We start from the raw sequence: 12732 nt of genomic DNA on the forward strand, positions 1-12732 counted from the left end.
TCAGCGGCGCTCGCCCTTGAGTTCGGCGATGCGCTGATCCTTGAGGGTCCAGAGCTGGTTGACCCAGTTCTGGACCTTCTCGCGAAACGCCGGATCGTTTTCGTAATCGCCCTGCCACAGGGTCGGGTCCAGTTCGCGGGTCTGGATGTCGACGATCACGCGTGGCACGTTGCCGCTGATCAGGTCCCAGAACCCCGGAATCTTCTGCTGTGGATAAACCACGGTCACATCGAGAATCGCGTCCAACTGCTCGCCCATCGCCGCCAGTACGAACGCCACGCCGCCGGCCTTGGGCTTGAGCAGGTGGCTGAACGGTGACTGCTGCTGAGTGCTTTTGGCAGCGGTGTAACGCGTGCCTTCCAGATAATTCACCACGGTCACCGGCTGACGCTTGAACAGCTCGCAGGCGGCTTTGGTGATTTCCAGATCCTTGCCGGCCAGTTCCGGGTTCTTCGCCAGGAACGCCTTGGTGTAGCGCTTCATGAACGGGTAATCCAGCGCCCACCAGGCCAGGCCCAGGAACGGCACCCAGATCAGCTCTTTCTTGAGGAAGAACTTGAAGAACGGCGTGCGCCGGTTGAGAGTCTGGATCAGCGCCGGGATATCGACCCAGGACTGATGGTTGCTGATCACCAGGTAGGAAGTGTCGCTGCGCAGGTCTTCGCCGCCGCGAATATCCCATTGCGTGGGAATGCACAGGCGGAAGATCAGCTTGTCGATTTCCGCCCAGGTTTCGGCGATCCACATCACCGCCCACGAGGCATAGTCGCGAAAGCGCCCCGGCAGGATCAGCTTGAGCACGGCGAACACCATCAGCGGGCCGAACAATACCAGGGTGTTGGACAACAGCAGCAGGGTGACGAAACAGCCGGTGAGCAGGCGGCGCATAAGCAACTCTTGGAAAACGGATGGGCGCGCCATGATAAGTGGCTTCGGCCGGCAGGCCAAATCCGCCGGTGACGAATGTTTCACCTGTGGCGCGATAACCTGCCGGGAACGTTCATGCGAACAACGGTCTAAAATCTCGCGTCTGACGCCCCCATTTCCCAAGGAAGCCCCTTACGTGAAATCCCTCCTTGCACTGCTTTCCCTCGTCGCCCTGCCGGTGCTCGCCGCCGAACCGACCCTGTACGGTCGTTACGAATACATCGCGCTGCCGGAAATCGGCGGTGAAGTGCTCAAGGCCAAGATGGACACCGGCGCGCTGACCGCCTCGCTCTCGGCCAAGGACATCGAGACCTTCACCCGTGACGGCGAAGACTGGGTGCGTTTCCGCTTGGCCACCAAGGACGCCAGCAACAAGGTGTACGAACACAAGGTCGCGCGGATCAGCAAGATCAAGAGTCGCTCGGATGAAGAAGACGAGGGCGAAAGCACCGAAGTGGCCAAGCGCCCGGTGGTCGATCTGGAGCTGTGCCTGGGCGACGTCAAGCGTACCGTGGAGGTCAACCTGACCGACCGCAGCAACTTCAACTACCCGTTGCTGATCGGTGCCAAGGCCCTGCGCGAGTTCGGCGCGGCGGTGAACCCGGCTCGGCGCTTCACCGCCGACAAACCTGATTGCTGAAACAAGTGGTCTCATTGACGTAACGCCGGGCTTGGGGCACCGTTCGCGCACTTAACCCACAGGCTCGGACGCCATGCCTCATATCCTGATTGTCGAAGACGAAGCGGCGATTGCCGACACGCTGATTTTTGCCTTGCAGGGCGAGGGCTTCACCACGACCTGGCTGAGCCTGGGCGCGGCAGCGCTGGAGCATCAGCGCCAGACCCCGGCGGATCTGATCATCCTCGACATCGGCCTGCCGGACATCAGCGGCTTCGAAACCTGCAAGCAATTGCGTCGCTTCAGCGAGGTACCGGTGCTGTTCCTCAGCGCGCGCAACGCCGAGATCGACCGGGTGGTGGGCCTGGAAATCGGTGCCGATGATTATGTGGTCAAACCGTTCAGCCCACGGGAAGTGGCGGCGCGGGTCCGGGCGATTCTCAAGCGCATGGCGCCACGTCCGGTCATTGAGGCGTCCTCGGCGCTGTTTCGCATCGATCCCGAGCGCGTACAGATCAGCTATCGCGGCCAGCCCCTGAGCCTGACCCGCCACGAATTCCGGCTACTGCAATGCCTGCTCGAACAACCCGAGCGGGTGTTCAGCCGCGAGCAATTGCTCGATGCGCTGGGCGTGGCGGCGGATGCCGGTTACGAGCGCAGCATCGACAGCCATATCAAAAGCGTACGCGCCAAATTGCGCCTGGTGCGCGCCGAGGCCGAGCCGATCCAGACCCATCGCGGCCTCGGCTACAGCTACAGTCCGGGGCACAGCTGATGTCGCTGGGGCTGCGGATTTTCCTGGTGTACGTGCTGTTTATCGGCCTGACCGGGTATTTCGTGCTCAACACCGTGATGGAAGAAATCCGCCCCGGCGTGCGCCAGTCCACCGAAGAAACCCTGGTCGACACCGCCAACCTGATGGCGGAAATCCTGCGGGACGATTTCAAGGCCGGGACCCTCAACCAGAATCGCTGGCCCGAATTGCTCCGTGCCTATGGCGAGCGCCAGCCGAAGGCGACGATCTGGGGCCTGGCGAAAAACCAGGTCAACCACCGCATCTACGTCACTGACGCCAAGGGCATTGTGGTGTTGGACTCCAGTGGTAGCGCGGTCGGCCAGGACTACTCGCGCTGGAACGACGTCTACCTGACCCTGCGCGGCGAATACGGCGCACGCTCCAGCCGCAGTGACCCGAATGACCCGAACTCCTCGGTGATGCACGTCGGTGCGCCGATCCGCGACAACGGCGCGATCATCGGCGTGGTCACCGTGGCCAAACCCAACAGTTCACTGCAACCCTATGTCGATCGCACCGAACGGCGCTTGCTCGGTTACGGCGCCGGATTGATCGGCCTCGGCCTGCTGCTGGGCGCCGTGCTGTCGTGGTGGCTGAGCCGCGCGCTGCACCGCTTGACCGTGTACGCCCAGGCCGTGAGCGAGGGCCGTCGGGTGGCGGTGCCGCACTATCGCGGCGGCGAGCTGGAGCAGTTGGCGACCGCCGTGGAACAGATGCGTACCCAGCTCGAAGGCAAGGCCTACGTCGAACGTTATGTGCACACCCTGACCCATGAATTGAAGAGCCCGCTGGCGGCGATTCGCGGTGCCGCCGAGTTGTTGCAGGGCGAGATGCCGGCGGATCAGCGATTACGCTTTGTCGGCAACATCGACAGTGAAAGTGCCCGGATGCAGCAGTTGATCGAGCGCCTGCTCGATCTGGCTCAGGTGGAGCAGCGTCAGGACCTGGAAGAACGTGTCGCCGTACCGCTCGCGGCGTTGGTCGATGAAGTTTTGCAGGCACAGGCCGCACGGATTGAAGGGCGGCAACTGAGAATCGAACGGGCCATCCCCGCCGATCTGGCATTGCTCGGCGAGCCGTTTCTGCTGCGCCAGGCCTTGGGCAATCTGCTGGAAAACGCGCTGGATTTCACGCCACCCAAGGGCTTGCTGCGATTTGATGCAGAGCGGGTTGGCGACGAGATTGTGTTTCGCCTGTTCAACGAGGCCGCGCCCATCCCCGATTACGCGCTGATGCGTCTGACCGAGCGCTTTTATTCATTGCCGCGTCCTGACAGCGGGCGCAAAAGCACGGGGCTTGGGCTGAACTTCGTCGAGGAGGTGATCAAGCTGCACGGTGGTTCTCTGCGCATCGAGAACCTCGCAGGGGGCGTGCAGGTGCAATTGCACCTGCCGTGATTAGCCCGGTAATCCTTCGCCCGCTCAGGACGGCGTTGCCGCTTCGTTGATTCGAGCCTTGTTTCGGCGATGCGCCCATTGCAGCGCCGGTCGCTCGACCCAGTGCCAGGAGGCGATGGCCAGCACGATCACGATCAGCGCCGACAGCAGCATGGAGGGCACGAACGTCAGTGATGTCTTGTTGATCACCAACTGCTGTACGGGAAACGCATACAGGTAGATGCCGTAGGACAGGTCGAATCGACCCCGGATGGTGCGATCGACGTAGAGCAGGCCCACACTCAGGGTGGCCAGGCAGATGCTCAGGGTGACGACCACGCCGGCCACCGGTGTCCCGATCGCCAGCGAAGCAATCCCGATACAGGCCACTAGCATGATTGCCAATCGGCGTCTGTCGCCCAGCAATTGCTTGTAGAAGGCCAGCAGCGATCCGGCAAAAAACGCGATACCGGCACATCCATACACCGCCAGTTTCTGAGTCAGTGCGGTAGCCGGACTGTTGCCCAGTACAAAGGTCGCCACGCAGAACAGCGCAAGCATCGCACCCGCTGCTGCCGCCCGTCGGTGCAGACTCAGCACCACCGCGACCAACAGATAAAAAGCGAATTCGATTTTCAGTGTCCAGAGGCTGCCGTTGAAGGATTCACTGAAGATAAACCCGTCAGTGACTGGCTCGATGCTCGCCCGACCGAACAGCGAGATACGCAGGAAGTCGATCAGGACGGCGGGGCTCGTCACATAGCCCTCGGCAAACAGCGCGCCGGCCACAAACGTCATGAGGAAGGCGCAAACGATCAGCGCCGGAAAGATCCGCGCGACACGTTTGCCCAGATAGTCAGCGAGGCCCTTGGCATTGAGGAAACTGTGGGTAATCAGCAAGCCGGAAATCGAAAAGAAGGCAATGACCGCAATGCCACCCAGTGAGTTGTAGCCAGAAATGCCCGGCTCCTGCAAACCGCTCAGGGCGAAGTGGTGGCTGACCAGCACCAATAACGCGGCCACGTGCCTGATCAGATCGAAAGAGTTGTTACGCAATCCAATAGTCCTTTGTTCCATTTGTCCGCCGGTGCCGGAAAAGTCGGGTGGCGGCTCCCGTGGAACAGCGTTTTACAGGTATTTCCACGTAAAGCCCACACAACCTCCATAACAAATCCATACAGCGTTTGCAGACTCGCTCCATTCCAACAAGGGAGCGTTCCGATGAACCGAAATCTGACATTCAAACTCGGGGCCATTGCCCTGCTGATCCTGGTATTGCTGGTGCCGCTGTTGATGATTGACGGCATCATCGACGATCGCCAGCAACTGCGCGACGGTGTGCTGGAAGACATTGCCAGAAGCTCAAGCTTCAGCCAGCAACTCAGCGGGCCGGTGATGGTTGTGCCGTATCGCAAAGTGGTGCGCACCTGGAAAACCAAAGAGAAAAGCGATGAGCGTTACCAGGAAATCGGCGAAGAACGTGGACGCCTGTATTTCCTCCCGGAGCGTTTTGAGCTCGACGGCCAGGTGCAGACCGAGCTGCGTGCCCGGGGCATTTACGAGGCGCGGCTGTTCCATGCCGACAACCGCATCAGTGGGCATTTCTCGCTGCCGGCGCAGTTGGGGATCAAGGAGGATTTTGCCGATTACAGCTTCGAAGCGCCGTTCCTGGCGGTCGGTATCAGTGACATTCGCGGGATTGAAAACGCGCTGAAGCTGGAACTGGGCGCGCAACGCCTGGACTTCGTGCCCGGTACTCAGGTTGGCTGGCTGGGCGAGGGTGTGCGAGTGACGCTGCCGGCGCTGGACACCAGCAAGACCACGGAACTGGCCTTCGGTTTCGACTTGCGCCTGCAAGGCACCGGTTCGTTGCAGGTGCTGCCGGTGGGCAAAACCAGCCGGGTAAACCTCGCCGCCAACTGGCCGCACCCAAGCTTCATCGGTAACTTCCTGCCGGCCAAACGCGAGATCAACGATCTGGGTTTTACCGCTGACTGGCAGACCTCGTTTTTCTCCACCAATTTGCAAGAAGCGATGAGCCGCTGCGTGTCGGGCAATGATTGCGAGGCGTTCAACGGGCGCAGTTTCGGCGTGAGCTTCATCGATCCGGTGGATCAGTATCTGAAGAGTGACCGGGCGATCAAATATGCGCTGCTGTTCATCGTCCTGACGTTCGCCGGTTTCTTCCTGTTCGAAGTGCTGAAAAGCCTGGCGGTGCACCCGGTGCAATACGCGCTGGTGGGTGTGGCGCTGGCGTTCTTTTATCTGTTGCTGCTGTCGTTGTCGGAGCACATCGGTTTTGCCTTGGCGTATCTGTTGTCGGCCAGCGGTTGTGTGCTGTTGATCGGGTTCTACGTCTGCCATGTGCTGCGCAGCGTGCGGCATGGCTTGAGTTTTTCGGCGGGGCTGGCGGCGTTGTACGGCTTGCTCTACGGCCTGCTGAGCGCCGAGGATTACGCGCTGCTGATGGGCTCGCTGCTGCTGTTCGGTCTGCTCGGTGTGTTCATGGTGCTGACCCGCAATCTGGACTGGTACGGGATCGGGCAGAAACCGGCCAAACCGCTGGAATTCGATATCGGAGCGGTGCAATGAGCCGGTTCGTGGGGTTGCGTGAGGAGCAGCGGGAGGCCGAGGTGTTGATGACGCTGATCTTTGCCTCGCTGCCTCCCGCCCGGCACATCAAACCTTCGGCATCGTCGCAATCATCGACGGCCGCTGGCTCACTTCAAAGAACCAGTTGGCCAGTTGCGGATTGGCTTCACGCCAGCCCAGATCCGGGAAGCGCAGGTCGAGATAACCCAGCGCACAGGCCACGCTGATCGAAGCGACGTCGAAATGGCAGGTCAGTTCGGCAATCGCGTCGCGTTCCAGCAGGGCGAGGGCGCGGCGGATCTTCTCGCGCTGGGCGTCGAGCCATTCGTCCCAGTGTTTTTCCGGGGCGCGCAGGGCCTGCTCGTAACGCACCATGACCGAGGCGTCCATGATCCCGTCGGCCATCGAGGCCAGGGTCAGGCGCCGCCAGCGAGCCGAGCCGTCGCGGGGAATCAGCGGGTTGCCGACGTGCTGGTGGTCGAGGTAATCGAGGATCACCCGGCTGTCATGGATGACATTGCCGTCGGCCAGGCGCAGGGCCGGGATCTTGCCCAGCGGGTTGTCTTCGTTGAGGGCGGCGTCCGGGCTGACAGGGCTGAGCACGCAATCCTGCAGCGCGACGCGATCCTGCTGGCCGGTCTCGTGCAACAGCACCATGACTTTGCGCACGAACGGGGACAGGGTGTTGTGGAACAGGGTCATGCTGGGAGCGGACATGGGCATTCCTCGGCAGTCTTCAAAGTGCAAAGGCGTAGCCTAGTAAGTTCCGGCGTGGCTGGCGAGAGTTTGATAGCGTCTTTGCAGACGCCTTCGCGGGCAAGCCCGCTCCCACACGTTCTCGGGTGTTCACCGATCCCGTGAACACCGCGAACCCTGTGGGAACAGGCTTGCCCCGGGCGGCGATCCGACGAAGAGGCCAGTCCAGCCAATGCAAATCTCAGCGACGTTGCAGCAATCCGCGCAGAGCAATGGTGGCCGGAATGCCCAGACCCACCCAGCTCAGGCCATCCCAGATCCCGTCGCCCAGCAGCGCCGCGAACAGGCCCGCCGCACTCAGCAGCGCGATCACCAGCGGCGTGCTGAAGACTTTCCAGAAATTCGACTGACGCGGCTTCATGCAGCGGCCTCCGCCGTTTCCAACACCGGTTTCGCGGCCTTGCGCCGCACCACCCACAGGTACACGCCGCTGGCGAGGACGATGATGGTCAGCACGTCCAGCGTGGCCCAGAGGATTTTCATCGGCATGCCGCCGTAGTCACCAAAGTGCAGCGGCTGCGACATGCCCATGGCGTCCATGTACCACGGTCGCTCTGCCACCGCCGTGACTTGCAGGGTGCTGGCGTCGATCAGCACCGGGGTCAGCAGGTGCGAGGTCAGGTGGGTGCCGCCCTTCATGAACACCGAGTAATGGTGCTCGCTGGAGAAGCGCGTGCCGGGGAAGGCGATGAAGTCCGGTTTCATCCCCGGTGTGACGTCACTGGCAATTTCCAGCACATGGGTGGCCGGGGCCAGTTGCGTCAGGGGCGGGGCATCGCGGTAGGGCGCGATCAGGGTCGTCAGGGCTTCGGCCCGCCACGCGGCGATCAGCAGATCGGCGCAGGCGCTGATGACACCGGTCACGCCGACCACCAGCGCCCAGGTCAGGGTCACCACGCCGATCAGGTTATGCAGGTCGAGCCAGCGCAGGCGGGTGGATTTGTCCTGGCGCACGGTGCCGAACTTCAAGCGGCGCATGAACGGCAGGTACAACACCGTGCCGGACACGATCGCGACCACGAACAGCAAACCCATGAACGCCAGCAGCAGCTTGCCCGGCAGACCGGCGAACATGTCGACGTGCAGGCGCAGGATGAACAGCATCAGCCCACCGTTGGCCGACGGCATTTCCAGTGCTTCGCCGGTGCGCGCATCCAGCATGAAGGTGTGCGAGGAGTTGGGTTCGGTGCCGGCGGTCCTGGCCATGATCGTCAGCACGGCATTCGGTTCGTCGTCTTCGAAACCGAAGTACTGCACGACCTCGCCGGGCCGATGCTTCTCCGCCGCTTCGACCAGTTGCGCCAGGTTCAGATGCGGCGTGTCCGCCGGCATCACCCGCAACTCGGGCGCATCGCCCAGCAGGTGGTCGATCTCGTGATGGAAAATCAGCGGCAGGCCGGTCAGGGCCAGCAGCAGCAAAAACACGGTGCAGATCAGGCTGGTCCAGGTGTGGACGAAGGACCAGCGGCGAATTGTTTTACTTTTCATTTCATGACCTTCAAAAACACCCAAGCCGTCCACGAGGGACGGCCTGGTTGCAGGGCCTGTTCAGCTCAGGCGCTTACCACTTGTAAGTGGCGCTGGCGACGACGCTGCGCTGGTCGCCGTAGTAGCAGTAGAAGCTGTCGCAGGTGGAAATGTAATCCTTGTCCAGCAGGTTGGTGGCGTTGAGTGCCAGCGACGCGCCTTTGAGGCTGTTGTCCAGACGACCGAGGTCGTAATGCACGGCGGCGTCGAACACGGTGTAGGCGTCTGCCTTGCCCAGCCAGGTATTGGCTTTGTCGCCGTAGGTGTTGCCGGTGTAGCGCGCGCCGGCGCCGATGCCGAAGCCGTCGAGCACGCCGCTGTGCCAGGTGTAATCGGCCCACAGCGACGCTTGCTGGTTCGGCATCAGTTGCAGGCGGTTGCCCTTGTCGGCGCCGTTCTGCACTTCGGACTTGGCCAGGGTGTACGCGGCGATGACCTTCAGGTTGTCGGTAACGTCGGAGACGGCTTCCAGCTCCAGGCCTTTGACTTTGACTTCACCGGTCTGGCTGGTGATCGATACGCCGTTGACGAACGAGCTGACCGAGACGTTTTTCTGGGTCAGGTCATACACGGCCGCAGTCAGCAGGGTCTTGCTGCCCGGTGGCTGGTACTTGATGCCCAGTTCCCACTGCTTGCCTTCGGTGGGTTTGAGCGATTCGGTCGACGAGGCGTCGGCGCCAGTGGTCGGCTGGAACGATTCGGCGTAGGACAGGTACGGCACGAAACCGGAGTCGAAGACATAGCTGATCGCCGCGTTACCGCTGAACGCCTTGTCGCGCTGGGTGTTGGTGGCGTCGCCCTTGTTGATGAATTGAGTGCTGGTGTGCACCCAGTCTTCACGACCGCCCAGGGTCAGGCGCCATTGGTCCAGGGCCATTTGGTCCTGGACGTAGAGGCCGGTCTGGTAGGTCTTCTGGTTGTAGTCATAGAAGGCGGTGGAACGCGCCGGGCGCACGATCGGCTGACCATGGATCGGGTTGTTCACATTGATCTCCGGTGCGCTGCCGAAAATCGAGGTGTAGTTGGTGTTGCTGCGCTGGTGATCCAGGCCCAGCAACAGGGTGTGGCGGATGTCGCCGGTGGCGAAGTCGGCCTGGAAGTTGTTGTCCACGGCGAACTGGCTGATGTCCTCGTCGACGATGGTCGTGGTACGGCCGACGTTGCCGTCATTGTCCACTTGAGTGAACGGATACGAGCCGACGGTGATGCCCTGGAACGACAGATCCGACTTGGTGTAACGCAGGTTCTGCTTGAACTGCCAGGTATCGTTCAGGCGATGTTCGAAGGCATAGCCCAGCGCGTAGTAGGTGCGGTCGTAGTATTCCCAGTCCGGATCGCCGAGGTTCTTGTGATGGGAAACCTTGCCGAACGGCATGTCGATCTTGGTGCCCTGCACCGGCAGGAACTGGCTGGTGATGCCGGTATCGTCGCGGGTGAACTGGGTCAGCAGGGTGAATTTTGTGTCGTCGTCGATGTTCCAGGTCAGGCTCGGCGCGATGTTGTAGCGCTTGTTGTCGACGTGGTCGATCTGCGTGCCGCTGTCACGTACCACACCGCTGAGGCCGTAGAGAAACTGGCCGGCGTCGTCGATCTTGCCGGTGCTGGCGAAGTTGATCTGGCGGTGGTTGTCGCTGCCGTACTGCAACTGGATTTCGCTGCTCTGCACATCGCTCGGACGACGGCTGACCATGTCGAGCAGGCCGCCCGGCGGGGTCTGGCCGTACACCGACGAGGCCGGGCCGCGCAGCAGGGCGAGGCGGTCGAGGTTCCAGGTTTCCTGTTTCGGGTTGGCGTACACGCCTTTTGGCAGGGGCAGGCCGTCGAGGAACTGGGTCGGTTCGAAGCCGCGCACGCGCAGCCAGTCGGCGCGAGTGTCGCTGCCGTAGCTGCTGGCGGTGATGCCCGGCATGTAGCGCACGGCGTCATCAAGGCTGTGCACGCCTCGGTCTTCCATTTGCTGGCGCGTGGCGACCGAAATCGAACGCGGCGCTTCGACCAGCGCGATGTCGGTCTTGGTGCCGGCGGCGGTGCGCGTGGCGGTGTAGCCTTCGACCGGGCCCCAGGCGCTTTCGAAGTTTTCCACGCCGATCACCGAGGTTTCCGGCAGGGCCATCGCGCCTTCCGGCACGGCGACCAGGGTGTAGGTGCCAGAGCCGCTCTGTTCCAGTTGCAGGCCGGTGCCACGCAGCGCCGCGCGCAGGGCGCCGGCCGCGTCATATTGGCCGGTGACCGGCGCCGAAGTCTTGCCCGCCGCCAGCGACGGGTTCAGCGACAGCGTCAGGCCGCCCTGGCTGGCGATCTGGTTCAGGGTGGTCGACAACGGAGCCGCCGGCAGGTTGTAGGCGCGCACACTCGATGCCTGTTCAGCGGCGATCAGTTGGCTGCTGGCCAGCGGGGTGCAGAGGGCAATGGCGACCGCCAGCAAACTGGGGCGCAACAAGGTGTCTAGCGAACGGGACATACGGCGGCTCCTGAATGGAAATATTTCTCAATTGCCTGTGTGCCGGACGAGATTCGAAAAGTGATAGGGCTGGATGAAAATAATTTCGATTAACGAACGACATGGCTGCGCAAGTCAGCAGAAAGTCCGTTTTCAGGGGTGTGGCAGGTGGCCTGTCGCGAGCAGGCAGCGCTGAATGTCAGGGCTTCGGATCAGCCTTGGCCACGGTCACCCACCATGGGGTGTGCTGCTCGATCTGCACCGGCAGGGTCGGCAGCAGGGCGTTCAGCGCCTTGTCGGTGTCGTGCAGCGGGAAGCTGCCGGTGATGCGCAGGTCGGCGACTTCCGGCGCAATGCCCAGATGGCCGCGACGATAGCGACCGAGTTCATGCACCAGGTCTTCCAGGCGCGCGTTGTCCACCACCAGCATGCCGCGGGTCCAGGCATCGGCGCCGGGGTTGAGCGCCACCACCGAATCCAGACCGTTGTGGCGGATCAGCACTTGCTGGCCTTCGCGCAGGATCTGTTCCTGCGGATCGGATTGCGGATGCGCCGCCACCGCCGACCGCAGAACGCTCAGGCGCGTGCCGGCGTCTTCGCGCTTGACCAGAAACCGCGTGCCCAGGGCGCGCATGCTGCCCTCGGCGGTTTCGACGATGAATGGCCGCGCATCGCCGTGACCGGTTTCGACAAGGATTTCGCCTTCCTGCAACACGATCAGGCGTTGTTTTTCATCGAAACGGACATCCACCGCGCTGTGGGTATTGAGGTTGAGTACGGTGCCGTCGGCCAGGCGCACGGTGCGCTGTTCGCCGGTGGCGGTGCGTTGATCGGCGAGCCAGTAATCCAGCGGCAGATAACGTTCGCCGGCAAACAACGCCAGCCCGACCACCGCCACGACACTGGCCAGCCCGCTGCCCAGCTTGCGCACCCGGCGGCGGATACCTTCGCGCGATTGCAGCAACGCGGTGCGTGCCGGGCCCTTGGCCACGCTGAAACGCTGGTCGAGCATGCCCAACTGGCGCCAGGCGCGGGCGTGTTCTTCGTTGGCCGCGTGCCACTTGGCGAACTCTTCGCGCTCCAGTGGGGTGCTGGAATCGAGGGTCAATTGCCAGGCAATCGCCGCGTCCAGCACATGGGCCGGGACCGGTCTAGAACTGGCCGGGCTCATGTTGGCTCACCGTACAGCGCGATGTAGCACTGGCGGATACCCTGGGCCAGATACTGGCGTACGCGCGGGACCGACACGCCGAGTTTGTCGGCGATCTCGGCGTGGGTCAGGCCATCGAGGCGGTTATAGAGGAAAGCGGCGCGGGCCTTGGTCGACAGCTTGCCGAGCATGCGGTCGATGGCCTTGAGGTCTTCGAGGATCAGTTGCTGCTCTTCGACCGAGGGCTGTTCGCCCTCGGGGATCAGCATCAGTTCGGTCAGATACGCCTGTTCCAGCGCGGCCCTGCGGAAGTAGTCGAACAGCAACCCTTTGGCGATCGCTACCAGAAACGCCCGGGGTTCGCGGGGTGTCAGCAACTCGTCGCGGCCGAGCAGGCGGACGAAGGTGTCCTGGCTCAGGTCTTCGGCGCGTTGCGGGCAAGCCACGTTGCGCCGCAGCCAAGCCAGCAGCCAGCCGCGGTGGTCGCGATACAACGCACCGACGAGCTCACTGTGAGGGCTTTGGGCTGAAGACACGACGACACCGACT

General features: G+C 62.5%; 12 protein-coding genes. 4 read left to right on the forward strand and 8 right to left on the reverse strand.

The genetic code is table 11. The features are described 5' to 3' along the window. A complete protein-coding gene (locus ACTJK9_RS06820; RefSeq protein WP_221398232.1) occupies positions 1-888 on the reverse strand; it encodes an acyltransferase in 888 nt (295 codons plus the stop codon). A 175-nt stretch (positions 889-1063) separates the two neighbouring features. On the opposite strand from ACTJK9_RS06820, the gene rloA2 reads away from it, so the two are divergent. The 3 genes from rloA2 (at position 1064) to creC (ending at position 3739) form a co-directional block, all read left to right on the forward strand. After that, positions 1064-1567, forward strand: coding sequence for a retropepsin-like aspartic peptidase RloA2 (rloA2, locus tag ACTJK9_RS06825; RefSeq protein ID WP_064599935.1), 504 nt, complete (start codon positions 1064-1066; stop codon positions 1565-1567). Positions 1568-1640: 73 nt separating this feature from the next. Continuing rightward, positions 1641-2321, forward strand: a complete 681-nt coding sequence (gene creB, locus ACTJK9_RS06830) for a two-component system response regulator CreB (protein WP_007959816.1) — start codon at positions 1641-1643, stop codon at positions 2319-2321. Further along, a complete protein-coding gene (gene creC, locus ACTJK9_RS06835; protein WP_440813035.1) occupies positions 2321-3739 on the forward strand; it encodes a two-component system sensor histidine kinase CreC in 1419 nt (472 codons plus the stop codon). The genes creB and creC overlap by 1 nt, the downstream gene beginning before the upstream one ends. Positions 3740-3763: 24 nt before the next feature. On the opposite strand, the gene ACTJK9_RS06840 is transcribed toward creC, so the two are convergent. Then, positions 3764-4774: an acyltransferase family protein gene (locus ACTJK9_RS06840; protein WP_440813038.1), complete on the reverse strand. Its 1011-nt coding sequence runs from the start codon at positions 4772-4774 to the stop codon at positions 3764-3766. Positions 4775-4939: 165 nt separating this feature from the next. Between ACTJK9_RS06840 and creD the strand changes: the two genes are divergently transcribed. Further along, positions 4940-6310, forward strand: a complete 1371-nt coding sequence (gene creD, locus ACTJK9_RS06845; RefSeq protein ID WP_085612970.1) for a cell envelope integrity protein CreD — start codon at positions 4940-4942, stop codon at positions 6308-6310. Positions 6311-6397: 87 nt separating this feature from the next. On the opposite strand, the gene ACTJK9_RS06850 is transcribed toward creD, so the two are convergent. The 6 genes from ACTJK9_RS06850 to ACTJK9_RS06875 all read right to left on the reverse strand — a co-directional run bounded on the left by ACTJK9_RS06850 (position 6398) and on the right by ACTJK9_RS06875 (position 12719). Further along, a complete protein-coding gene (locus tag ACTJK9_RS06850) occupies positions 6398-7027 on the reverse strand; it encodes a glutathione S-transferase (RefSeq protein ID WP_440813040.1) in 630 nt (209 codons plus the stop codon). A gap of 220 nt (positions 7028-7247) precedes the next feature. Next, on the reverse strand, positions 7248-7427 hold the full coding sequence (locus ACTJK9_RS06855; RefSeq protein ID WP_011336259.1) for a hypothetical protein: 180 nt from the start codon (positions 7425-7427) through the stop codon (positions 7248-7250). Continuing rightward, positions 7424-8554 (reverse strand): PepSY-associated TM helix domain-containing protein, encoded by a 1131-nt coding sequence (locus ACTJK9_RS06860; RefSeq protein ID WP_085612968.1) that lies wholly within the window; start codon positions 8552-8554, stop codon positions 7424-7426. Before ACTJK9_RS06860 ends, ACTJK9_RS06855 begins: the two co-directional genes overlap by 4 nt. A gap of 73 nt (positions 8555-8627) precedes the next feature. Next, positions 8628-11054: a TonB-dependent siderophore receptor gene (locus tag ACTJK9_RS06865; protein WP_440813044.1), complete on the reverse strand. Its 2427-nt coding sequence runs from the start codon at positions 11052-11054 to the stop codon at positions 8628-8630. Positions 11055-11232: 178 nt separating this feature from the next. Next, a complete protein-coding gene (locus tag ACTJK9_RS06870) occupies positions 11233-12204 on the reverse strand; it encodes a FecR family protein (protein ID WP_440813047.1) in 972 nt (323 codons plus the stop codon). After that, the gene (locus ACTJK9_RS06875; protein ID WP_039768032.1) at positions 12201-12719 is read right to left on the reverse strand and encodes an RNA polymerase sigma factor; all 519 of its coding nucleotides are present in this window, start codon (positions 12717-12719) and stop codon (positions 12201-12203) included. Before ACTJK9_RS06875 ends, ACTJK9_RS06870 begins: the two co-directional genes overlap by 4 nt. Positions 12720-12732: the final 13 nt, after the last annotated feature.

This window comes from Pseudomonas sp. 22082 (assembly GCF_052046055.1).
GTDB lineage: Bacteria > Pseudomonadota > Gammaproteobacteria > Pseudomonadales > Pseudomonadaceae > Aquipseudomonas > Aquipseudomonas pharyngis.